The following is a 24940-nucleotide window of genomic DNA, read 5'->3' as shown; positions in this document are numbered from 1 at the left end:
TTACAACACTTACTTCGATTTGCTTGACGGCTATGGCGTCAAGCGCGGGAACGAGGTGGATTTATTGCATACTCTCTTTCTTTTTTAGATACAGATCATTATGAAAAATCATTGTTTACTTCTCTCAATCCTTTTACTGCTGTCGTCTTGTACCTTTCAGCCTCGTGCGTCTTGGGTGACAACGACGGAAACTGCTTTCTGGCAGGAACAACCGGATTTGTTGTCTGCTTCGGCCGATACGGTCCGGACAATCGATGTGACGATACATAAAGATAAGTTTCAACAGACAATCGATGGTTTTGGAGCTTGCTTTAACGAATTGGGCTGGATTTCTTTGAGCCGTCTCAATCCGGCAGACCGCGAGAGCATCATGGAAGAACTGTTCTTTCCGGAATATGGTGCTAATTTTACGATCTGCCGTATGCCGGTCGGGGCAAATGATTTTTCCCGTGACTGGTATTCGTATAATGAAACGGACGGTGATTTTGAAATGAAGAACTTTACGATTGCGAATGATCACCAGACACTGATCCCTTTTATCCGGAATGCTCAGAAATATAATGCGGATTTGCGTCTTTGGGCTTCTCCCTGGTGTCCTCCTTCCTGGATGAAGCACAATAAACATTATGCTTCCGCTTATACCGGGGAAGCGTATGATGAAAAATACCGGAACGGCTTGCCTGCCGATAAAGTTGGCCATGAAGGGGAGGATATGTTTATCCAGGATTCACTTTATTTGCGGGCTTATGCTCTATATCTTTCCAAATTTATAGAGGCTTACAAGGAGCAAGGTATCCATATCTTTGCCGTTATGCCGCAGAATGAATTTAATTCGGCCCAGATATTTCCCAGTTGCTGTTGGACAGCGGCCTCCTTGGCTGATTTTGTCGGAAATTACTTGGGACCGGCAATGGAGAAACAGCAGGTGGATGTGATGTTCGGAACGATGGAGCGTAAGAATGAGGCCTTGGTGGACACGATCCTGACAGATCCTGCCTGCCGTAAATACGTGAAAGGCGTCGGTTTCCAATGGGCCGGGAAGGGTGCGATAGGAGGAATACATGAACGTTATCCGGAACTGAAACTTTACCAGACGGAACAGGAGTGTGGCGACGGGCAGAATGACTGGAAAGGCGCTGTCTATTCCTGGAACCTGATGCGGCATTATCTGGATCACGGCGCTTCTGCCTATATGTATTGGAATATCTCGCTTGAAAAAGGCGGTATCAGTCGTTGGGGATGGGCGCAGAATTCTCTGGTTGTGGTCGATCCGGCAAGCAAGACCTATTCTTTTACTCCTGAATACTATATGATGAAACATCTGAGCCATTATGTCCAGCCGGGTGCCCGCAAGGTGGAAACAGACGGTTCTTTTACCGATCTGCTTGCTTTCGTGAATCCTGATAAAAGTGTTGTCGTGGCATTGGCCAATGAGAGTAATGACAGCCGCACCGTCTCTATCCGGATAGGAAACCGTGTCTATCGACCGGAACTTCCGGCACAATCCGTTTCTACTATTTTAATAGACTGATAGTTGAACTTCCTCGTTCCATCTCTTGTTGTAATGGGGAAGTTCGTTTTTTTGTGGCAGGGTGGTCATCCTGTCAGACATATTTGCATTGTCTGCCTGTCCTGAGTGCAAAATTGGCAGTCTTTTTCCGGATAACAATTTTGGCACAGTATTCGCATAGGCATTTACGTGCGATAAGAAAGCACAAGATAAACGTAATATTATTAACAATTAAAAAACATACAACGATGAACATTAGACCATTAGCAGACAGAGTGCTGATTAAGCCGGCTGCAGCAGAAGAAAAAACACTTGGCGGAATCATTATTCCCGATTCAGCAAAAGAAAAACCTTTAAAAGGTGAAGTTGTTGCCGTAGGTAACGGAACAAAGGATGAAGAAATGGTTGTAAAGAATGGTGATACTGTACTGTATGGCAAGTATGCAGGAACAGAAATCGAACTGGATGGTGAGAAATATCTTATCATGCGTCAGTCTGATATTTTAGCTATTATCTAATTCATTATTAATAACAATACAATTATAAGATATATATTACTATGGCAAAAGAGATTAAATACGATATGGATGCCCGCGACCTTCTGAAGAAAGGTGTGGATGAACTGGCTAATGCAGTAAAAGTAACACTGGGCCCGAAAGGACGTAACGTGATCATCGAAAAGAAATTCGGTGCTCCTCACATTACAAAAGACGGTGTAACGGTAGCAAAAGAAGTTGAAGTGGCTTGCCCGTTCGAAAACATGGGTGCCCAGTTGGTGAAGGAAGTGGCTTCCAAGACAAATGACAATGCCGGTGACGGTACGACAACTGCTACAGTTCTGGCACAGTCCATTATCGGTGTCGGTCTGAAGAACGTTACGGCAGGTGCTAATCCGATGGACCTGAAACGTGGTATCGACAAAGCTGTTGCTAAAGTAGTAGAAAGCCTCGCTGCACAGTCTGAAGCTGTAGGCGACCAGTTCGAAAAGATCGAACATGTAGCTAAGATTTCTGCAAATGGCGACGAAGCTATCGGTAAGCTGATCGCAGAAGCTATGCAGAAAGTGAAAACAGAAGGTGTTATCACAGTAGAAGAAGCAAAAGGTACTGAAACAACTGTTGATGTTGTTGAAGGTATGCAGTTCGATCGTGGTTATATCTCTCCGTACTTCGTTACGAATACGGAAAAGATGGAATGCGAGATGGAAAATCCGTATATCTTGATCTACGATAAGAAGATTTCTGTATTGAAAGACTTGCTGCCTATCCTTGAACCGGCAGTTCAGAGTGGTCGTCCTCTGTTGATCATCGCTGAAGATATCGATAGCGAAGCATTGGCAACTTTGGTTGTAAACCGTCTGCGTGGTTCTTTGAAGATCTGTGCTGTTAAGGCTCCGGGCTTCGGTGACCGTCGTAAAGCTATGCTGGAAGATATCGCTGTATTGACTGGCGGTGTTGTAATCTCTGAAGAAAAAGGCTTGAAGCTGGAAGGTGCTACAATGGATATGCTGGGTACTGCTGAAAAGATTACAGTAGATAAGGATACCACTATCATCGTTAACGGTGCCGGTGACAAAGCTGCTATCCAGGCTCGTATCGGTCAGATCAAAACTCAGATCGAAAATACGACTTCTGACTACGACAAAGAAAAACTGCAGGAACGTCTGGCTAAGATGGCCGGTGGTGTTGCCGTCCTTTACGTTGGTGCTCCTTCTGAAGTAGAAATGAAAGAAAAGAAAGACCGTGTAGACGACGCTTTGCATGCAACCCGTGCTGCAATCGAAGAAGGTACGGTTCCTGGTGGTGGTGTTGCTTACATCCGTGCTATCGAATCTCTGGAAGGTCTGAAGGGTGAAAACGAAGATGAAACAACCGGTATCGAAATCGTTAAACGTGCGATCGAAGAACCGTTGCGTCAGATCGTTGCCAACGCTGGTAAAGAAGGTGCAGTAGTTGTTCAGAAAGTGAAAGAGGGCAAGGGTGACTTCGGTTATAACGCTCGTACAGACAAGTATGAAAACTTGTGTGCTGCCGGTGTAATCGACCCGACTAAGGTAACACGTGTAGCTTTGGAAAATGCAGCCTCTATCGCAGGTATGTTCCTGACTACAGAATGTGTGATCGCTGAAAAGAAAGAAGAAGCTCCTGCAGCTCCAGCTATGAACCCGGGTATGGGTGGCATGGGCGGTATGATGTAATTCTTCCCATAAAGCATAAATCAAAAAGCGGCTGCTTCCCGAAAGGGAGGTGGCCGTTTTCTTTTGTTAATCATGGTTAAAGAGATAAGGGCGGGAGATATGATTACTATTTCTTCGTATCTTTAGAGCAGCTTAAAATTAAACTGTATGAAACGATTATTACCTTTTGTCTTGTGCTTGTTCCTTTTCTCCGCTTGTGATAAGGATAATGAAGAGTTGCCCAGTGTTCCGCAATATGTATTGACCAGTATTGAGTATAGCTTGGAAGAAGGCGATGGCGTCCAGTCTGAATTGGTAGATGGGATGTCGCGTGTGATTGATAATGGTGCACTTTCAGAAATGACATATACTATTTCTGATGAAGAAGACTTAAAGAACGAATCACTATTTCAGAGTGATGACGTGAATGCATTCTTACTTGCAGAAGGTGATTCTGTAAAAGTTTCAACGCCATCTGAGATAATGAATGGTAAGATTTTTTATACAAAAAAATATCTGTATGCCGATACTGTACAGTATTGCGATCCGGACTATGTGTCAAAATCTTCAATATCGGTTCCCGGTAATACGCGATTAACATGTAAGTGGAAACAAAGATGGGATGTTATGACAGTCACTTATGTAGTGACTTTTAAAGATAAAGTTACCGGATCGCAAAAACAATCTAAAGGAAAATGGAAAGGCCGGATTTACAGAGGAGGAGATGGAACTTTTCATTATGAAGATATAAAAGAGTAGAGCCTGCCAAAAAAGTGACGGGAATTGTCATTCTTTTTTGTCAAAGCGTTTGGTAATTCAAAAAAAACAGTTACTTTTGCACTCGCAATCGAGAGAGATTGTTTCGCTGAAAAGTGTTGAAAGGCCCAGGTGGCGGAATTGGTAGACGCGCACGTTTCAGGTGCGTGTGTCGAGAGGCATGCAGGTTCGAGTCCTGTTCTGGGCACTTCAAAGCGGATAACTTGTAAAAGTTGTCCGCTTTTTTTATGCCTTGTTGTATAATGCATAATTAAACTTTGATCGATAATTTCCGTCTGTATTGGAATGAAGAGAGGGAGATAACGATTATTTTCTTATATTTACCCCAAATTAGTGAGTAGTAGGAATGCAACAATATATAGAGGAAGAGATAGTAGAACAATTACGTGATCCGGCACATCAACGTGATGCCTTTGCGCAGGTTGTTAACTTCTATGGGGAGAAGTTGTATTGGCAGATACGGAAAATGGTATTGGACCATGACGATGCTAACGATTTATTGCAGAATACATTCCTTAAGGCCTGGACGAATATCGACTATTTCCGGGGAGAGGCGAAGCTGTCGACCTGGCTGTACAAGATTGCGATAAACGAATGCATTACTTTCCTGAACCGGCAGCGTGCGCAGAATAACGTTTCGATCGATGATACGGATGTTTTTTTGCTGGAGCGCCTGAAAGGGGACGAGTATTTTGATGGGGATGCCGCACAGATGAAGTTGCAGGAAGCGATCCTGACATTGCCGGAGAAGCAACGGGCTGTGTTTAACATGAAATATTTTGACGATATGAAATATGAGGATATGTCTGAGATTTTCGGAACTTCTGTAGGCGCTTTAAAAGCCTCTTATCATCATGCCGTGAAAAAAGTAGAGGAGTTTTTAACAAAGGACGTTTAAACCTTTCGTATTACCATTTGTCAAAAGAACATAAAAGAGAGATGATATGCAAATAGAACAAAATAATCTGGACCGTCTTAAAGGGAAAAATCCTTTCACCGTGCCCAAAGGGTATATGGAAGGGTTGACGGCGAACATCATGAGTCAGCTTCCCGAAAGAGAGCCTGAAAAGGAGGTGAAAAAAGTTTCCTTGATGGACCGTGTTCGTCCCTGGTTATATATGGCAGCAGTTTTTGCCGGACTGGGGTTGTTCTTTAAAGTTTTGGTCGGACCGGAGGATCAGGCGGCTAAAACGGACTCATTACTCGTGAAAACAGAGGTGTCTCCTAAAGTAGTTTCCGCTCTGCAAGCGGCCGAGGACGAAGAGTACTTGGAGTATCTGGAAGAGCAGTATGCCGGTTATATATTGGCAGAAGAAATGGAAGATATCGAATAAAATGAAGAAAAAATAAGTTTGACAAAATATTTTTGTAATAATACTTGTATGAATAAAATATTTTTTATTACATTTGTGGCGTGTTCAGTTGTGTTCTCATTCAGTGCTCACGCTCAAAGTGGGAAACAGCATCGAAATTTTGATAGAGAAGCATTTCTTGCTAAGAAAAATGCTTTTATTACGGCAGAAATGGGCTTGACCCCCGAAGAGGCAGCAGCGTTTATTCCTCTTTGTAACGAACTGCAGGAAAAGATGTTTGAGGCCGGTCGTGAATGTCGTAAACTATCCAAAGATTTAAGGCACAATCAGAATGCTACCGATGCTGACTACCTGAAGGTAATCGATGAGTGTGTGAGCGTGGACATGAAGCAAGCACAACTGGAAAAGGAGTATTACGAGAAGTTTAAAAAGATATTATCTCCTAAGAAGCTTTACAAATACAAGCGTGCAGAAGGAAAGTTCGCACGAGAGTTTATGAGAGACGGAGATAAGAAAGAAGAGATTAAAAAGAAATAAAATATTATCATTATTTGTGTTTTTTGTTTAGATTTAGTTTTGGCGTTTAAGTTAAGGGAGGGGTGGCGACGTGATGTCGGTTCCCCTTTTGTTTTTTATAGCCCTTTCGATTTTGCCTCATCCCAGATACGGTCCATTTCTTCCAAAGACATTTCTTTCAGCGACTTGCCTTCTTTGATGGTATGATCTTCCAGATAGTTGAAACGGCGGATAAACTTTTGGTTCGTGCGTTCCAGGGCGTTGTCCGGATTGATCTTGTAGAGGCGGGCTGCGTTGATCAGGCTGAAGAACAGGTCGCCGAATTCAGCTTCCATCTTGTCTGCATCCATTTTGTCTATTTCTGCTTTCAGTTCGGTAAATTCTTCGTGGACTTTGTCCCAAACCTGGTCGCGCTGTTCCCAGTCGAAGCCTACGTTGCGCGCCTTATCCTGGATGCGATGGGCTTTAACGACAGAGGGCAGAGAAGCAGGGACGCCTTCGAGTACGGTTTTGTTACCGCCTTTTTCCTTTAGCTTGAGTTGTTCCCAGCTTTGTTCGACTTTGCCGGCTGTGTCTGCCTGTGCGTCTCCGAAAACGTGCGGATGGCGGTAGATCAGTTTCTGGCAAAGGCTGTCGCATACGTCCTTGATGTCGAACGCCTCCTTTTCTTCGCCGATCTTGGCATAAAAGACAACGTGCAGAAGCAGGTCGCCCAATTCCTTTTTAATGTTATTGTTGTCATCTTTCATGATGGCATCACACAATTCGTAAGTCTCCTCGATTGTGTTCGTCCGAAGGCTTTCGTTGGTCTGTTTACGGTCCCAGGGACATTTTACGCGAAGCTCGTCCAGTATGTCGAGCAACTGTCCGAAGGCTTCCATCTTTTCTTGTTTCGTAGCCATTATAGATAATGTATTAATGTGTCAATGTGCCAATATGCCAATTGGAAAGTGTCTCTTCTTAATTGGCATATTGGCACATTGATCTATTGGCAAATTATTTCCCTTGTTCCTTAAATACTTTCAACCCGTTTTGCAGGAACTGGACGTATTTGGATACGTCTTCGTTGAATGCGTATGACGGGCCGAGCGGTTCACCGTCGGCATTCAGCAGGACGTAGAACGGCTGGGCGTTCGCTCCGAACTTGCTGCGCTGCAGATAGCTCCACTTGTCGCCGATGGTTTTCAGCTTACGCGTCTTGCCATGTTCCTCGATTGTGATCGGCTCGGGCAACTTCGTCTTGTCGTCCACCATCAGGGTGATCAGGACATAATCGTTCTCCAACAGCTGTTTTACTTTCGGATCGGTCCAGACAGAAGCTTCCATCTTACGGCAGTTCACGCAACCGAAACCGGAGAAGTCGATCATAACCGGCTTGTTCAGCAGTCTGGCACGCGCCATGCCGGACTCGTAGTCGTCGTAGGCAGCATGCACTTCGCTTTCATATAAGTTGAAATCCTGTGTGTACAAAGGAGGAGCGAACGCACTGATCGCCTTCAACGGAGCACCCCAAAGACCCGGAACCATATAAACAGCGAAACCGAACGAGATGATTGCCATAAACAGGCGCGGCACGGATACATACGGCAGGTCGCTGTCGTGGCTGAACTTAATCTTGCCCAACAGATAGCAACCCAACAGCGCGAAGATTACGATCCAAAGCACGATAAACACCTCGCGATCTAACAAGCGCCATCCGTAAGCCAAGTCCGCTACAGAAAGGAACTTCAACGCCAATGCCAGTTCGAGGAAGCCTAATACGACCTTAACCGAGTTCAGCCAACCGCCGGACTTCGGCATACTTTGCAGCATATTCGGGAAGATCGCGAAGAGGCTGAACGGAATGGACAAAGCCAATGCAAAACCGAACATACCGATCGCCGGCCCGACAGCCGTTCCCATCGAAGCCGCCTGTACAAGCAACGTCCCGATAATCGGACCTGTGCAGGAGAAAGAAACCAGCACCAGCGTAAATGACATAAAGAAGATACTGATAATCCCCGTTGTCGAATCCGCCTTCGTGTCTAACTTATTCGTCCAGGAAGAGGGCAACACCATTTCGAATGCTCCGAAGAAAGAGATGGCGAATACCACCAACAGCAGGAAGAATATGATATTGAAGATCGCATTTGTCGACAAGTCATTCAACGCGCTTGCCCCGAATATACCCGTAATCAGCAATCCCATCACTAAATAAATCACAATAATGGAAAGCCCGTACGTCACCGCGTCGCGGATCGCCTTCTTGCGGTCTTTCGTCCGTTTCAGGAAGAAGCTGACCGTCATCGGGATCATCGGCCATACGCACGGAGTCAGCAGGGCGATCAAACCACCCAGGAAGCCGGCGAAGAAGATAAACAGCCAGGAAGTGTCGGTAGCGGAAACTGTCGTGTCGCCGAATGCTTTCATCTGGTCGATTACCGGCGTCCAGAGAGCCGCGTCGTTGGTCAGTTCGTTGGATATCTTGGCCGGAGAATTATCAACCGGTTTTTTGTCTACAGCCGGAGCAGAGGCCACCGGTGTAGTGACATCTTCCGTAATCTTTTCGCTATCGGGCTGTGCGGCGGCGGTCTTTTCCTGATCTTCCTGGATCGTTTCGGGCGCCGTTTCGGCTGCAGCCGTCATCTTTATGTTTTTCTTGTCGAACGAGAACTCCACGCGGTCGGGCGGCAGACAAGTCTCGTCGTTGCAGGCCATGAACTCAACCTCACCCTCTGCCTTGAACTTGGCGGGGTCGGTCACTTTAATCTTCTGCGTGAACGACACTGTGCCCGGATACCAACGCAGGTTCATGGCGAACAGTTCGTCGTAGACGACAGTCGGTTTGACGGACGAGGTCGGCTTGCCGATCAACTCGGCTCCGTTCAGCGTCTCGAACGTAAACGAGGTCGAGACCGGTCCGCCTTCCGGCAGATCCTGGTCGTACAGGTGCCAGCCCTTTTCGGCGGTAGCGGTAAATACGATTTCCTTTTCGGCCGAACCGGAGTCTTCCAGTTTGATCTTCCATTTCACAGGCTGGAGAATCTGTGCCTGCACGGTCAGTGCGACAAGCACTAACATCAAGGTACTCATGAGCTTCTTCATACTATTCTTTCTGTTTTTATTTATTTTGCCAAAGATGTGAACTTATCGGGAATACGCGTCTCGAAACGCATCTCTTCACCCGTCGCCGGGTGGATAAAGAAAAGCCGTCGGGCATGAAGCATCAGCCGTCCGGTGGGATCTGTCTCCGCTCCATATTTGTAATCGCCGGCTATGGAGTGGCCGATAGACTGCATTTGTGCGCGTATCTGGTTCTTGCGGCCCGTCTCGAGGTCGAGCTCGAGGAGGGAATAAGACCCGTTGCTGTGCAGCAGGCGGTAACGTGTGATCGCCTCCTTGCCGTCGCCTTCAGCCGTGACGTAGACCTGCATCTGCGCATTTTCCGTCAGGTTCGAGACGATCAGGTCCGCGTCTTTTTCCGGCCGTCCTTCCACTACGGCTACATATGTGCGCGCCGTGATGGCTGCGTTCCAGTTCCCTTGCAGTTCCTTTTGTACCTGCTGGTTCTTGGCAAACATCATCAAGCCGGATGTGTCGCGGTCGAGGCGGTGAAGGACGAATATCTTGTTTCGCGGGTCCGACTTCTTCACATACTCGCTGAGCAGGTGGTAAGCCGTCCGCTCTTTCACGCGCGTACTCGACACCGAGAGCAGTCCTTCTTTTTTGTTTACCACGATCAGGTCGTCATCCTCCCAAACGATCGTGAGCAGCGGATTGTTGAACTCCACTTTCCCCCGTTCGTAACTGATCGTCACTTCGTCGCCCGCGGCAAGCGGCGTGTCGAACTGGGAGGTCACCTTCCCGTTGACCGAAATCTGTCCGTGAGCGAGCAGTGCCTTGACGGAACTCTTGCTCTGTTCGTTTAAAAGACTGAACAGGAAAGGGAGCAATGTGCCCTCTTCTTTCACCGTTACTTTGCGTCCGCGCGGGACTCTGTTCTTATCTGTGCCTCTCTGCTGTGAGCGTTTTATCATATTCCTTATTATATATAGATAGCTCACAAAGATACTGGCTTTTACGCAATGCTGCAAGCGGGACGGCGGGAAATAGAATATTACGCTTTTTCTTTATATATGTTAACCGTTTCTTCGGTATAGTTTGTATCTTTGTATAGCATCCATTAGTTGTCCGCCGCCCGGTGAACGATCGTCCGCTTGGCGGTGAACGATCGTCCGGCGGCAAGCGAACGATCGTTCGCCACCAAGCGGACAACTAACGGACAACAAGGAAAGAGCTAAGATACCATAGAGAAAGAGCTAATAGATAACGTGAAAACACTTAAAAGATAAACAAAATGTCAGCAGAGTACAAGTTGGTCCGCCGTCCGGGTATGGGGAAAACGGACATTAAACAACCTCTTTATCCCCGTTTCGCCCCTTGGAAAACAGTCCGTTTGAAAGATTTGATCACCAGCGCCCGCGGACGTTCGTCCTTCTCGTCGGCAGATATCACAGGAATGTTGCAGTTGGTACAAGACCTGATGGTCGACGCGCTGATGTTCGGTCAGAACATCGAGTTGGAAGGCATCGGGACGTTTAGTGTCTCGCTGAAAGCCCGTCCGGTGTTGGATAAGAAGGAGATACGTGCCGAGTCGGTGCATTTTCAGGATGTGACGTTCCGTTCGGCAACCGAACTGCGCGACCGCCTGCGAACGATGCCTTTGGAGCGTTCGCAGCAGAGCGAACGGGCCGGCTTCTCGTCCGAAGAGTGTGAGGCGCGCACAATGGAATACCTGAAGACGCATCCCTATATTTCTGGCAAAATCTATCGCGGGCTTTGCCGCTGCGGAAAGACGAAAGCCGCCGCCGACCTGAAACGGATGACGGCGGAAGGGAAGTTGGAGCGGACGTTTGTGGGGAACGCATATTTGTTCCAGCCGATTCCGGCCGAAGCGTAGAGCAATGGTTTTGAATAAACTTTAAGTCTTTGAATTTTGGTTTATGGGTGACTTAATGTAGAACAAATATTATTTAGGTTATACTTATCTGTATTATTTTTGTACTTTTGCACCCCAAAGGAGAGGGCTTTGCCTGAATCTAAATAAAGATAAAATAAGAACAAGACAATATGGAAATTGCAAGTAAGTACAATCCCGCAGAAGTAGAGGGTAAGTGGTATCAGTATTGGTTGGATAACGGCTTTTTCAAGTCGAAACCCGATGGCCGTGAGCCGTACACAATCGTCATTCCGCCCCCAAACGTCACAGGCGTGCTTCACATGGGACACATGCTTAACAATACCATTCAGGATATTCTGGTTCGCCGTGCCCGCATGCAGGGAAAGAACGCTTGCTGGGTGCCGGGGACGGACCACGCTTCCATCGCGACGGAAGCGAAAGTCGTGAACCGTCTTGCACAGCAGGGCATCAAGAAGGCCGACCTGACACGCGAAGACTTCCTGAAACATGCCTGGGAGTGGAAGGAAGAGCACGGAGGCATCATTCTCAAACAGTTGCGCAAACTCGGCGCTTCCTGCGACTGGGACCGCACGGCCTTTACGATGGACGAACTGCGCTCCGAAAGCGTAATCAAGGTCTTTGTCGACCTGTTCGAGAAAGGACTGATCTATCGCGGCGTCCGCATGGTCAACTGGGACCCGCAGGCATTGACTGCCCTGTCCGACGAAGAGGTTATATATAAGGAAGAACACAGCAAGCTGTATTACCTCCGCTACAAGGTGGAAGGCGATGCCGAAGGACGCTATGCCGTCGTGGCAACTACCCGTCCGGAGACAATCATGGGCGATACCGCCATGTGTATCAACCCGAACGACCCGAAGAACACTTGGCTGAAAGGCAAAAAGGTGATCGTTCCGCTGGTAAACCGGGTGATTCCTGTAATCGAAGACGACTATGTAGACATCGAGTTCGGTACCGGTTGCCTGAAAGTGACTCCGGCGCACGATGTGAACGACTATATGCTGGGCGAGAAATATAACTTGCCTTCTATCGATATCTTCAATGACAACGGCACGATCAGCGAAGCCGGCGGCCTGTACGTCGGCATGGACCGTTTCGACGTCCGCAAGCAGATCGAGAAAGACCTCGAAGCAGCCGGACTGATGGAAAAGGTGGAAGCCTACGAGAATAAAGTCGGTTTCTCCGAACGTACCAACGTGCCTATCGAGCCGAAGTTGTCCATGCAGTGGTTCCTGAAGATGGAACATCTGGCACAGATCGCACTCGAACCGGTGATGAAGGACGACATCAAGTTCTATCCGCCGAAGTTCAAGAACACATACCGCCATTGGATGGAGAACATCAAGGACTGGTGTATCAGCCGCCAGCTTTGGTGGGGACACCGCATCCCGGCTTACTTCCTGCCCGAAGGCGGCTACGTGGTAGCCGAGACTCCGGAGAAGGCTTTGGAGATGGCAAAGGAAAAGACCGGAAACAAGGCGCTGACGATGGCCGACTTGCGTCAGGATGAAGACGTGCTGGATACGTGGTTCTCTTCCTGGTTGTGGCCTGTCTCCCTGTTCAACGGTATCAACGAGCCGGACAACGAAGAGATCAACTATTACTATCCGACCAGCGACCTGGTGACAGGACCGGACATCATTTTCTTCTGGGTGGCCCGTATGATTATGGCGGGCTACGAGTACCGGGGCAAGATGCCGTTCAAGAATGTTTATTTCACCGGCATCGTGCGCGACAAGTTAGGTCGTAAGATGTCCAAGTCATTAGGCAACTCGCCCGATCCGTTGCTGCTCATCGAACAGTACGGGGCTGACGGTGTGCGTATGGGCTTGATGATGGCTGCGCCTGCCGGAAACGATATTCCGTTCGACGAAGCGTTGTGCGAACAGGGACGTAACTTCAACAATAAGATATGGAACGCCTTCCGCCTGATCAAAGGATGGACGGTAGACGAGAATATACCGCAGCCCGAGGCATCGGCTACTGCCGTTAAGTGGTTTAAGATGCAGCTCGATAAGACGATTGCCGAGATGGACGACCTGTTCGGCAAGTATCGCCTGAGCGAAGCGATGATGGCTGTTTACAAACTTTTCTGGGATGAGTTCTCTTCCTGGTATTTAGAGATGGTTAAGCCGGGTTATCAACAACCTGTTGATAAGTCTACCTACTTATCAACACTTGGTTTCTTCGACGCCCTGCTTCGTCTGCTTCATCCGTTCATGCCCTTTATCACAGAGGAATTGTGGCAGGCGTTAGAGCCGCGTAAGGAAGGCGAGAGCCTGATGGTGGCTTTGATACCGGAGGTCGCTCCTGTTGACAACGCTTATCTGGAAGATTTCGAGATTGCAAAAGAAATTGTGGGTGGAGTGCGTACGATACGTCTCCAGAAAAATATACCGAATAAGGAAACACTGGAATTGCAGATGCTGGGTGAACATAATGACCACTTCAACGCTGTGATTGCCAAGATGTGTAACCTGTCGTCCATTTCCCGTACGGAAGAGAAAGCTGCCGGTGCCGTTTCTTTCCTGGTGCGTACGACGGAGTATGCAGTTCCATTGGGTAATATGATCGACGTGGAAGAAGAGTTGGCTAAGCTTCAGGACGAACTGAAGTACCAGCAAGGCTTCCTGACTTCTGTCATGAAAAAACTAAGTAATGAAAGTTTTGTAAGTAAAGCTCCGGCCAAGGTGATCGAGATGGAACGAAAGAAACAGGCCGACGCGGAAAGTAAAATCAAGTCTATCGAAGAAAGTATTGCCGCTTTGAAGAAATAGGCTTCAACAAATACATAATCAGATGAAGCATCTCCTCTGGTTAACCTTATTGTTATTGGCGCAAGCTTTTGTCCCGTTGCATGCAACCAGCGGGGCGGATAGCTTGCGTTCTGTTTTAATGGCCCTTCCGGCAAAGGAAAGGCTGGATCGCCTGCATGAATTGGCTGCTCAGAATTATGCTAAAGATGAGTGCGTGTGTGTCAAATGGTTTTATGACGAAGCGATTGCCCAGCGGAACGACAGTTGTTTGGCAAATGCGCTTTATTTCCTTGTCCGGCATTATTATGCGAATAAGCCGGATAGTATGCGTTATTATATAGCAGAGGCAGAACCTCTTTTTATTAAGGAAAAGCGGTACGAAGATTTGTGCCGGATGAAGGCTTGGAATATCTATTCGTTATCGATCGAAGGTAATCAGGAGTCTGTAATGCCTGCTATCCATGAGTTGGTCGAATTATCCCAAAAGTTGAATTACCCGGAAGGGGAAGAAATGGCGAACCAGGCTTTGGCCAATTATTATATGAAGCATGGATTGAAGAATGAGGCGGTTTTGTTGTATAAGGAGGTTCTTATCGGTATGGAAAATAGGGGCGCTCCTGTTATCAAGCGGTTTAATATACTTCGTAATTTATTGAATGAAGGCCTTGATCCGGATGATCGCGCCATGTTTCTGGAACGAATGGAAAAATGCTTGCAAGAGTGCGAGGATAAGGGACTGACTCAATTGAATGAAGAGACTTCTCTCGACTATGGTTGGTATGTTTATTATCGAAACCTGGCTACCGATGCTTATTTGGAGGAAGATAAGGAAAAGGCAAGGATCAATCTGGAAAAAGCAGAAGAACTGGCAAACCGGAATGACTGGCCCAGAGAAAAATATACGTTGGGTAATATCAAAGTCTATTATTATCAACTGGTCGGACGGTATAATGAGGCCCTTGTCTTAATCGACAGCTTACTCGATTATTTCAAAATGACGAATCGGCAGAGTGCTGTCCTGGAAATGCTTGAAAATAAAGGGAAGATATATTATAAGTCCGGTTTGGGGATGAAGGCGACAGAGACATATCTGAACTATATCGCCTTAAAAGATTCGGTCACATCGAGCCAGTATTACAGCGAACTTGCCAACTGGCGTTCGCAGCATGACTTGGATAAACTGGAGCTGAAAAATAAACAGATGGAACTGGATGTGTCCAAAGCCCATTCACAGATGATGATGATGGGAGGCGGGCTGATTCTTCTGTTGTTGGTTTGCGGTACGCTCGGTTTTATTACCTATTCCCGTCATAAGTACAGTAAGCAAATGCAGTTGGCTAAGGAGAAAGCCGAAGAGGCGGATAATATGAAATCGGCATTTCTTGCCAATATGAATCATGAAATCCGTACGCCGCTGAATGCTATAGTCGGTTTTTCCCAGGTGCTGGTCGATGAGGATGAGGCGGAAGTGCGGCAGGAATATCTGAAAATTATCCAGAGCAATAATGAATTGCTGCAACGCCTGATCAACGATGTGCTCGATTTGTCGAAAATAGAGTCAAATACGATGACTCTTTCTTACTTCAATGTCTATTTGCCGGAAATGATGGACGAGATTTACCGTTCAACGCTTCTGCGTATGCCAGAGGGTATTACGCTGGAATTAAAAGAGTGTCCGGCTATAAATTTTTATACAGATCGTATGCGTCTTACGCAAATTATTACTAACTTGCTCAACAATGCGATAAAGCATACGGAAAAAGGGTTTATTCGTTTCGGGTATGAAACGTTGGAAAATGATCTCCGGTTCTATGTCGAAGATACAGGCGAAGGGATACCCGAGGATAAACTGGAAAGTATTTTTAGTCGTTTTGTCCAATTAAGCGATTGGAGTAAAGGGGTTGGATTAGGGCTTGCTATTTGTAGGGGATTGATATTGAAAATGGGAGGAACGATTACCGTGAAGTCCAAATTGGGTGAAGGTTCTATGTTTTCAGTAACGCTTCCTGTTCACGATCCGCCCGAATAAGCGTATTTAAGAAAAATAGAAAACTGATGAAAAAGCATTTATTGGGGGTAATATTGATACTATTGGGTAATATTTGTTGTATAAACCGGGTTTTTCCCGCGAACCGGCAATCGGTAACGGATATGGATACGGTTTTCTTGCAACAGATGTATGATTCTGTAGTGAGGCATGTCGAATATGCTGATCGTCTGACCTATACCAAACATTTCCTGGATGAAGCCAGGAAGAGGCAAAATGCCCACTATGAAGCAACAGCTCTTTTCTTGCTTGTCAGATATTATTACTCGAGTGAAATCGATAGTATGGTCTATTATATGCAGCAGGCTATTCCTTTATTGTACGAACAAAACAGATTGGAAGAAATGTTCCGGATGAAAGCCTGGTATGCTTATGTCCTGGTAAGGGCGAAAAGTAACAAAGAGGCTTTGGATAGCATCAATTCGTTGAAAAGGCTGTCTGTGGAATTGGACTATCCGGATGGTGCCGATATGGCTAACCAGGCATTGGCGGATTACTATTTGTCCAATAACTTGGATAAGGAGGGATTGGCATTGTATGAAGAGGTGTTGGCCGGGATGGTGATGAGAAATGCGCCTTTGGTTAAACGTGTGAATATAATCCGCCAATTGTTGAACAAGTCTTCCGATATGAACAAGAAATTGGAGTACCTGAATATGTTGAAGGGATATCTTGACCAGTGTGATGCGGAAGGGATAGAACAGCTGGATGACGAAAACCCCATTTATGCGCTTAAATATATAATGAATCGTAGTTATGCCCAAGCTTATATCTCATTAGGTCAATATGATATGGCCTTGACGCATATTCAACGGGCTGAAGCGATATTTAAGAAATATAAAATGGGGAACAGGGTGTTGGAAGTTAAGACACTTTATGCCCATTTTTACAAGCATACGGGTGATTATGATAAAGCCATAGCATTGTATGACGAGTTGTATGAACATTATAAGCAAGCCAATTTTATGTCTTCCTGTATTGATCTTTTAGCGAATAAAGCAGGGCTTTTAATGGAGGCGAAACGTTATCAGGATGCAGCTGTCACCTATCGGCAATATGCGCTACTGAATGATTCATTGTCATCGACCAAATACTACAAGGAACTGGCCGATATGAGGACACAACATAATGTCGATAAACTCGAACTGGCGAACAAGCAAATGGAGATGGAGGCCTTAAAGGGGCGTACGCAGCTGCTTTATCTCTGGATTGGTGTGGGTGCACTTGTTCTTCTTTGCTGCCTGTTGATATTCCTTGTGCATCTGCATCGCCGCCATGGCGCCCAGCTGAAAAAGGCCAAGGAGAAAGCAGAAGAATCCGACCAGTTGAAATCTGCATTCCTTGCTAATATGAATCATGAGATCCGTACGCCGTTGAATGCGATTGTAGGTTTTTCCCAGGTGTTGATTGACGAAGAAGATCCGGATATGCGGCGGCAGTTTGCGGGGATTATCCAAAATAATAACGATTTATTGCAACGCTTGATCTCGGATGTGTTGGACATTTCGAAAATCGAGTCGAATACTATTTCGCTTAGCTATGAAGAACATGACTTACCGGCTCTTATGGACGAAATATATAACGTTATTCATATGAGAATGCCTGAAGATGTTGAACTGCAACTTGCGGAATGTCCGCCTTGCGTGCTTTATACGGATCGTAATCGTCTGACACAGGTACTGACAAACCTGTTGACGAATGCTATTAAGCATACGGAAGAAGGTTATATCCGTTTTGGGTACAATCTGACTGATTCCGAAGTCTGCTTTTTCGTGCAAGATACGGGTGAAGGCATTCCGCAAGAGCAACTGGATCATATCTTCAGCCGTTTTGTACAGCTTGACGACTGGAGTAAGGGTGTCGGCTTAGGGTTGGCAATCTGTAAAGGCTTACTTGAAAAAATGGGCGGTACCATCAGTGTGACTTCGAAAGTTGGCGAAGGTTCTGTCTTTTACGTGAAATTACAGCGGAGATGAATTGATTAATTTCAGCTAAAGACCTTATTTCTTTCTTAAATGTTATCGTGCACACCAAAAAAAAGCTATATTTGCTGCATATAATACAAACACATAATTTAATATCATGGAGAAATCAAGAAGATCCTTTTTTAAGAAAGGGCTGGCAGGAGCTATCCTGTTAGGTACGGCAAGTATGGCTAAAGCCGGGTTGCCCGATCCTGTAAAGCCTAAGGCTGCAAAGGCAGTCAATCCTTTCCATCTGGGAATGGCGGGATATACATTTGTGAACTTTGACTTGGAAACTACGTTAAAAACTTTGCAGCGTCTGGATATTCATTATCTTTGTATCAAGGATTTCCATTTGCCGCTGGACAGCACTGACGAACAGATCAAGGCTTTCCACAACAAATGTGCTTCGTATGGTGTGACCGGATATGCCGTCGGTCCTATCTATATGAAGAGCGAGGCTGAAATCGACCGCGGTTTTGAATATGCAAAACGTGTAGGAGTGAAGACGATAGTAGGTGTACCTAATTACGAACTTTTACCTTACGTAGACAAGAAAGTAAAAGAGTATGACTTCAACTATGCAATCCACTTGCACGGACCTGATATCAAGACTTATCCGGATGCAACGGATGTTTGGGAACATACAAAAGACCTGGATCGGCGTATCGGTATGTGTCTGGATGTCGGCCACGATTTGCGTAATGGTTGCGATCCTGTTGCCGACCTGAAGAAATATCATACCCGTGTGTTCGATATGCACATTAAGGATGTGACGGATTCTTCCAAAGCCGGACGCGGTATCGAAATCGGACGCGGAAAGATCGACTTCCCTGCGCTGATCCGTATGATGCGCGAAGTGAACTATACAGGAATGTGTAGTCTTGAATTCGAGAAGGATATGAAAGATCCTTTCCTCGGTATCGCTGAATCTATCGGCTATTTCAAAGCCGTTTGTGATATGGCATGATAGGAATTGTGAATTATGAATTATGGATTATGATTCATGACTTGTGATTCATGGTTCATAATTTATAATTCATAATTGTAAAAGATGAGAACACTGTTGTACCTGTCAATAGTCTGCTTGTTGTCGGCATGCAGTACTATTGAATACATTGGAATAGAAACTTATAATCCCGCCGAGGTAACTTTCCCTAAAAGTGTCGGCAAGGTGTTGGTTGTCAATAACGCCGTTCCTCAACCAGACAACGCCGGCTATACCTATAATTTGTATGGAACCGTGCAGGACACAGCTCGTGCCCGTGCAGACAGCGCTTTGTTCGACGCTTGTCGTTCATTGGGGAAATCGATTGTCGATGTCTCTTTCTTTAATGATGTCCTGCTTTATCATGACGGAACCCGCCGGGATGGTAAACATCTGGTGGATGAAAAGCTGACTCCCGAAGCGGTAAAAGAGCTTTGTGAAGAAACAGGTACGGATGCTATTATATCCTTCGACCGCTTGTTGTTCCAGATGGAGAAGGATGTGGTTGCTTTTGCCGAAGGGTTTGTTGCAGGCGGTGTCGATGTTCATATTTCCGGCGTTGTCCGTAGTTACCTGCCCGGGCGTGACAATCCGTTGGCGACAGTCTATATGGAAGACAGTGTTTTTTGGTCGGAGAGTGCCGACAATATGGAATTGCTGAAGCTCTACTTGCCCTCTCCGGATGAAGCTCTCCGGGCTGCCGGACAGTATATCGGTGCAAAGGTAACTCCGAACTTCGTCCCTCACTGGGAAAATGAAACCCGCTGGTTCTTTAAAGGAGAAGGTGCCCGTTGGAAAGAAGCGACGGCGTATGCCTTGTCTGACAAATGGGAAGAAGCCGCTTTCCGCTGGCGGCATATCTATACAAATTCTTCGAGTTGGAAGGAACGGGCAAAGGCTGCTTCTAATTTAGCCTTGTATTATGAAATGAATACGCAGCTGGCGGATGCCTTCGAGTGGGCGACTAAATCATATAATCTTTTTAATAGTAAGAAGGGGCAGGATTACAAATATACGAAAATGCAACAGCTGTATCTTGAGGCTCTTGGCGGGCGTATCCGGTCCGATCAAAAACTAAATAAGCAATTTGGACAATAATAGTCCGATATTCTCTGAATTATTATTACTTTTGGCAGACGTTTCGATTAAAGAATAAATAATAAGATATGAGTGCAAACAATGCAAAGATCCAGGCTGTCATAGAAACGACCTTCAATTCAGCTATCAATAAGCTCGCTGCGAACGAAGCCGGTAACTGTTACAGTGATCTGTATGTGCAGGTAGATGCTGAGAGCGGAGAACTGCTGATTTATGATGAAGAAGATGCGCTGGTAGAAAAGACTATCATTTTTGATTGGGTGAATGTAGCGTGTGACGACGAACAGTTCACTCAGCAGGTCGCTGCAACCTTGAAAGCCGTGCTTGCTGTTCTGGTTACCAAAAAAGCATTTGATAACCCCTGTTTCCTGAAACCGTTTTCAGTAAGCCTGACGGATGAGGATTTCTCTGTTATTGAGGAACTTCTCTTCCTCGATGATGAAAATCTGCGCTTGGATGATCCTCTGTTGAAAGATTTAGATGCAGATTTAGATGATTTTTTAGCCAAACTTCTTTCAGATGTCGAATAGACTTACTATATTTGCGCCCGCATTCAAGAATTAAATGCTGCCGAAATAGCTCAGTTGGTAGAGCAACGCATTCGTAATGCGTAGGTCGCCGGTTCAAGTCCGGCTTTCGGCTCACAAAATCAAGCAGTTATCTTTTTAGGTAACTGCTTTTTTTATGCTTTTTTCTGTGTTTTTCGTGGGTTTACACGTGTCATGTAAACTGAGATGTAAACCATGAGTACAACAATTAATGTCGTATGCTACAAGTCTAAAGTGTTGAAAAACAATGAGTTGCCTTTGATGTTGCGTGTCTGTAAAGATGGAAAACGTAAATATGAGAGCCTTGGAATTTCACTTAATCCTAAGTATTGGGATTTCAAAGCGAATAAACCAACTGCCCAATGTCCCAACAGGGAGTATATTGAAAAGTTGATTGCAGAGAAAAAGAGAGCCTATGCAGATAAAGTTATAGAGCTAAAAGCAATGGCAAATGAATTTACAGCAACAACTTTAATGGAAAAGGTTAATAAACCTATCAGACGGAAAACTGTGAAGGATATGTTTGATTTGTATATTCAACAGCTTGTTTCTGCCAATCGTTTGAGGTATGCAGATATGTATAAACTGACTATGAACTCACTACTCAAATTTAATAAGCATTTGAATATCCCATTTTCAGATGTAGATGTAACTTGGCTTAAGAAGTATGAGTTGTGGTTGCAGGCGCAAGGTCTTGCTATAAATACAATAGGTACACGTTTCCGCCATTTAAGAGTGATATACAACCTTGCAATAGATGAAAAGGTAGTGAAGCGTGAATATTATCCTTTCGATACGTTTAAAGTCTCCAAATTGAACCAAATTCCTGCAAAGCGATCAATCTCAAAAGATGCTATTTTGAAGGTGTTGAATTATGAGGGAAAAACGGAGCTTGAATGTTTCTCTATTGATTTATTTACTTTTTCTTATTTGACGGCAGGTATCAATTTTGTGGATATAGCACGATTGACGGATGATAGCATAATGGAGAATAGGCTTGTTTATATCCGCAAAAAGACGAAGAAGCAAATCAAAGTTCCATTGCAATCGCAAGCTGTAGAACTGATTGGAAAGTATAAACAACAGGACAATCCGTATTTGTTCCCAATATTATCCCCTTTCCACAAGACAGAGCAACAAAAAGTGAATAGGGTACACAAGGTTATAGCAAAAGTCAATAAGACTTTAAAACGAATAGGAGAGCAGTTAGATGTTTCTATTGACTTGACAACCTATGTAGCTCGTCATAGCTTCGCCACTGTCTTAAAAAGATCTGGTGTAAACACATCTTTGATAAGTGAAGCACTGGGACATAGTTCAGAGAAAGTAACACAAATTTATCTGGATAGCTTTGGCAATGATCAGATGGATGAAGCGATGAAGAATCTGCTCTGAATAAAAGAATCCTGTTTCAAAAGATGGAACAGGATTTCTTTGAAAAGAAGGAAAAACTATTATTTTTGTGATGTTAATATAATAAAAATTTCAGGATATGATTAGTTTTTACTATACAAAAAGACATGATAAACTTGTTATGTCTTATTTCCCTTATCAAAATACGGATTGGGTTCGAAGAGCTTTTAAAGAGAACAAAGAGGTAATAATATCAAAAACATTTCATTTTAGAAAAAATGATTTGCTAACAATGATCAACGAAGATCAAGAAGTATCATATGAATTTATTTTTGGGAAAAAAGATAATGATAGTTTTCTAATTGAAGGTCGTATCTTATCATGCTCTCGTAATCTTAGAATAAGACAGATTCCTCCTCTCTTAAATATTGATTATTTCAAGATAAAGCATTTAGATAAAAAAACATCTGTTTTTCAATTGTTGGATGAGCAGATAAATAGCTCAATTGCAGAGATAACGATTGGAGATGAACAAAGTGGTTCGCTGCTAACATGGGAACAGTTAAATGATATAATTAATGGTTTTCCAAATGAATATGAGCTTTCATTATATATAAAGGCCAGGTCTACTCAATCTATCATGCAACATCTACCTATAATTAAAAATTATCCACAAAAGTTAGAATCATATAGAAAAAGAGGACATTATTTTAGAACCGCAAAAGAAATAGATAATGCTATTGAATTGGATATTCACAAATATAGAATTATACTTAATCAATTAGAAGAAATGCTTGAACCTGAAAAAATAGAAGAATATATTGAGTCAAGTTGGCAAGAACAAATTTCAAAGATTATACTTCTTTTATATCCACAATACATTATATACTTGAGCAAGGTTCGTATTGAAGACTATATTGGAGATAAAAATCATAAAGAAATAGATATTTTGTTGGTAAACACAAATGGGAATGTAGATATACTTGAAATAAAGAGACCCTCTAATAGAGATTCCATTCTTAGAAAAGGAACTTATCGGGATAATTATATTCCATGTACAGAAGTAACTTATACCGTAATGCAAATTGAAAAATATATAATAAACTTGATCAAGTCAGGGAAAAAAGGCGAAGATGACTTAAATAAAAAATACAAGAATGTTTTGCCTGTAGATATTAAACTACAAATAAATTCTCCTAAAGGATTTCTTATTTTAGGTAGAGAGAAAAATATGAACAGTCAGCAAATCAGAGATATGGAAATTGTTAAAAGAAAATATGCAAACATAATAGATGTTGTAACTTATGATGATTTAATTATTCGTTTGAAAAGAATTATTTGTTCTTTGACATCAAGGACTGAAACAAGTATTTAAAGAAGAGATAGCCAACTTGGTCCGGTGTTTTTTCTTTTAAATGGATTAACCCTCCATCATTTGGTTTTGCCACATGAATATATATCTTTGTAGAAACAAATGAGAAAAGATGAGATCAACAGCAGAATACATAAATCTTTTACGTGACTATATGAAGATGAATGCATCTAAGTACAACATTACTCGTATGGGAATATTTGGCTCTGTAGCCCGGGGTGAGCAGACTGAAGATAGCGATGTTGATGTTTATTTAGAAACTTCAAAACCTAATATGTTTGCCTTGGTACACATAAAAGAAGATTTACAAACTTTATTCGGTTGTAATGTCGATATAGTCCGATTGCGTGATCACATGGATACTCTGTTGAGAAACAGAATTGAGAAGGAGGGAATTTATGTGTGATGCTATAGATAAAATAATCTTGAATTTAATTTAAGGGCCAACGCCCTTCTAAGGCGTAGGCCGTCGGTTCTCTTGAGAAAGTAATAGTTATTGTCGTTAAAAGCGAAACAAACAGACCTCGTAGGGGCGGTTCGCGAACCGCCCTCCGTGTCAACAAATATGCTCGTCGTCGCTACCCGGGCAGTTCGCGAACTGCCCCTACGAAGCCAGCTATTTTGATTCAAATATTCTTATGTTTGTACCTTCTGCAAATTGAAAAATATACATTAACCCCCTGTTTCGACTGTTTTTCTATTTCGTCCGAAATCTTGATTGATTTTGGTTTGACTTTTTTCACGGTTTTAACCCACTCGGGTGACAACAGAGAATATGAGATGCCGAGCCTATTCCAAAAAGCGTGCAATTTGATTGCTGATAACCGAAAACAACAGTAAAGTGATAAACCTTAACTCCCGGAGAATCGAATATTTGCGAACGAAGACGGACGGCGTTCCAAATATCACAAGGAAATTTTGGGGGCTTGTTGCTGTGAGGTGCGCAGAAAATTCCCTTGAAGTAACGCTTCATTGCTCTGAAGGTTGACTTCGTACTATATGAAGTCAACCTTCAGGGCAATAAAGTTCCGGATCAGAGCGATAAAGTCCCTCTTCATGGCGATAAGGTGCCTGATCATAGGAAAAAGCTCCTTTTTGGCTGCTGAAAAGTAGGTTGACATTTGTTTGAATTAGGACCTATTTTTAGACCTGAAAAACACGTTTTATACAATAAGCCCCCGCCGCAGGCTCTCTTTTGCCGTTTCGTTTTAACGAACGGTTTTAGAGCTTAGAGGCAAAGCCGGGAACTTATCAACGGCGGTGTGTCAAAGGTCCCTTGTCCCCGCGCTTGACGCGGGGTCGCAAAAGAACAGGCCTTATCAATCAGTTGTTTATACGGTCGGTTTTAATGCGATCCCGCGTCAAGCGCGGGAACAGGGCCGTTTTGACATATCCCCCAAAGAGAGCCTGCGGCAGGGGGGCTTATTGTATAAAACGCATTTTTTAGACTCGAAAGACATCCGAAACAAAACAAATGTTAATCCGCTTTTTTGACCTCAAAAAGGGACTTTTTCCTCTTTTTCGAGCGTTTTCCGCCATTACGACCGTCCTCTTTGCCATCG

20 protein-coding genes and 2 tRNA genes are annotated in these 24940 nt (G+C 44.3%); 19 read left to right on the top strand and 3 right to left on the bottom strand.

The window, feature by feature from the left end; genetic code table 11:
- The first annotated feature begins 100 nt into the window (after positions 1-100).
- The 8 genes from DWW90_RS16280 (at position 101) to DWW90_RS16245 (ending at position 6313) form a co-directional block, all read left to right on the top strand.
- Positions 101-1531 (top strand): glycoside hydrolase family 30 beta sandwich domain-containing protein, encoded by a 1431-nt coding sequence (locus tag DWW90_RS16280; protein ID WP_122345720.1) that lies wholly within the window; start codon positions 101-103, stop codon positions 1529-1531.
- A gap of 227 nt (positions 1532-1758) precedes the next feature.
- The gene (locus DWW90_RS16275; protein ID WP_005636683.1) at positions 1759-2028 is read left to right on the top strand and encodes a co-chaperone GroES; all 270 of its coding nucleotides are present in this window, start codon (positions 1759-1761) and stop codon (positions 2026-2028) included.
- A 41-nt stretch (positions 2029-2069) separates the two neighbouring features.
- Positions 2070-3707 (top strand): chaperonin GroEL, encoded by a 1638-nt coding sequence (gene groL / locus DWW90_RS16270; RefSeq protein WP_115500620.1) that lies wholly within the window; start codon positions 2070-2072, stop codon positions 3705-3707.
- Between the two features lie 147 nt (positions 3708-3854).
- Positions 3855-4445, top strand: coding sequence for a hypothetical protein (locus DWW90_RS16265; protein ID WP_147382442.1), 591 nt, complete (start codon positions 3855-3857; stop codon positions 4443-4445).
- 123 nt (positions 4446-4568) lie between these two features.
- Positions 4569-4650, top strand: a tRNA-Leu gene (locus tag DWW90_RS16260).
- A gap of 159 nt (positions 4651-4809) precedes the next feature.
- On the top strand, positions 4810-5361 hold the full coding sequence (locus DWW90_RS16255) for an RNA polymerase sigma factor (RefSeq protein ID WP_122331867.1): 552 nt from the start codon (positions 4810-4812) through the stop codon (positions 5359-5361).
- Between the two features lie 46 nt (positions 5362-5407).
- Complete coding sequence (locus tag DWW90_RS16250) at positions 5408-5797, top strand: hypothetical protein (protein WP_122345718.1); 390 nt, start codon at positions 5408-5410, stop codon at positions 5795-5797.
- Between the two features lie 48 nt (positions 5798-5845).
- Positions 5846-6313, top strand: a complete 468-nt coding sequence (locus DWW90_RS16245; RefSeq protein ID WP_115500624.1) for a hypothetical protein — start codon at positions 5846-5848, stop codon at positions 6311-6313.
- Between the two features lie 95 nt (positions 6314-6408).
- On the opposite strand, the gene mazG is transcribed toward DWW90_RS16245, so the two are convergent.
- From mazG to DWW90_RS16230, 3 genes are all read right to left on the bottom strand, one after another.
- Positions 6409-7194 carry a nucleoside triphosphate pyrophosphohydrolase gene (mazG, locus tag DWW90_RS16240; protein ID WP_122345717.1) on the bottom strand — a complete coding sequence of 262 codons (786 nt, stop codon included), beginning with the start codon at positions 7192-7194 and terminating at the stop codon, positions 6409-6411.
- Between the two features lie 94 nt (positions 7195-7288).
- Entirely contained in the window at positions 7289-9376 is a 2088-nt protein-coding gene (locus DWW90_RS16235; RefSeq protein WP_115500626.1) for a cytochrome c biogenesis protein CcdA, read from the bottom strand.
- A gap of 20 nt (positions 9377-9396) precedes the next feature.
- Complete coding sequence (locus DWW90_RS16230; protein ID WP_115500627.1) at positions 9397-10308, bottom strand: RluA family pseudouridine synthase; 912 nt, start codon at positions 10306-10308, stop codon at positions 9397-9399.
- 320 nt (positions 10309-10628) lie between these two features.
- Between DWW90_RS16230 and DWW90_RS16225 the strand changes: the two genes are divergently transcribed.
- The 11 genes from DWW90_RS16225 to DWW90_RS16175 all read left to right on the top strand — a co-directional run bounded on the left by DWW90_RS16225 (position 10629) and on the right by DWW90_RS16175 (position 23784).
- On the top strand, positions 10629-11231 hold the full coding sequence (locus tag DWW90_RS16225) for a DsbA family protein (RefSeq protein ID WP_122345716.1): 603 nt from the start codon (positions 10629-10631) through the stop codon (positions 11229-11231).
- A gap of 170 nt (positions 11232-11401) precedes the next feature.
- On the top strand, positions 11402-14029 hold the full coding sequence (locus DWW90_RS16220; protein ID WP_122345715.1) for a valine--tRNA ligase: 2628 nt from the start codon (positions 11402-11404) through the stop codon (positions 14027-14029).
- A gap of 22 nt (positions 14030-14051) precedes the next feature.
- On the top strand, positions 14052-16037 hold the full coding sequence (locus DWW90_RS20665; RefSeq protein ID WP_199662206.1) for a HAMP domain-containing sensor histidine kinase: 1986 nt from the start codon (positions 14052-14054) through the stop codon (positions 16035-16037).
- A gap of 26 nt (positions 16038-16063) precedes the next feature.
- Positions 16064-18031, top strand: coding sequence for a tetratricopeptide repeat-containing sensor histidine kinase (locus tag DWW90_RS16210; protein ID WP_122345714.1), 1968 nt, complete (start codon positions 16064-16066; stop codon positions 18029-18031).
- 106 nt (positions 18032-18137) lie between these two features.
- On the top strand, positions 18138-18989 hold the full coding sequence (locus DWW90_RS16205) for a sugar phosphate isomerase/epimerase (RefSeq protein WP_122345713.1): 852 nt from the start codon (positions 18138-18140) through the stop codon (positions 18987-18989).
- Between the two features lie 84 nt (positions 18990-19073).
- The gene (locus DWW90_RS16200) at positions 19074-20105 is read left to right on the top strand and encodes a DUF6340 family protein (RefSeq protein WP_122345712.1); all 1032 of its coding nucleotides are present in this window, start codon (positions 19074-19076) and stop codon (positions 20103-20105) included.
- A 68-nt stretch (positions 20106-20173) separates the two neighbouring features.
- Positions 20174-20635, top strand: a complete 462-nt coding sequence (locus tag DWW90_RS16195; RefSeq protein WP_115500633.1) for a hypothetical protein — start codon at positions 20174-20176, stop codon at positions 20633-20635.
- Between the two features lie 39 nt (positions 20636-20674).
- A tRNA-Thr gene (locus DWW90_RS16190) sits at positions 20675-20747 on the top strand.
- A gap of 101 nt (positions 20748-20848) precedes the next feature.
- The gene (locus DWW90_RS16185; RefSeq protein WP_122345711.1) at positions 20849-22048 is read left to right on the top strand and encodes a site-specific integrase; all 1200 of its coding nucleotides are present in this window, start codon (positions 20849-20851) and stop codon (positions 22046-22048) included.
- Positions 22049-22145: 97 nt separating this feature from the next.
- Complete coding sequence (locus DWW90_RS16180) at positions 22146-23381, top strand: Shedu immune nuclease family protein (RefSeq protein ID WP_122345710.1); 1236 nt, start codon at positions 22146-22148, stop codon at positions 23379-23381.
- Between the two features lie 109 nt (positions 23382-23490).
- Positions 23491-23784: a nucleotidyltransferase family protein gene (locus tag DWW90_RS16175; protein ID WP_122345709.1), complete on the top strand. Its 294-nt coding sequence runs from the start codon at positions 23491-23493 to the stop codon at positions 23782-23784.
- Positions 23785-24940: the final 1156 nt, after the last annotated feature.

It is taken from the genome of Parabacteroides sp. AF17-28 (assembly GCF_003479205.1).
Lineage (GTDB): Bacteria > Bacteroidota > Bacteroidia > Bacteroidales > Tannerellaceae > Parabacteroides > Parabacteroides acidifaciens.
This window is presented reverse-complemented; position numbering and strand designations above follow the sequence as displayed.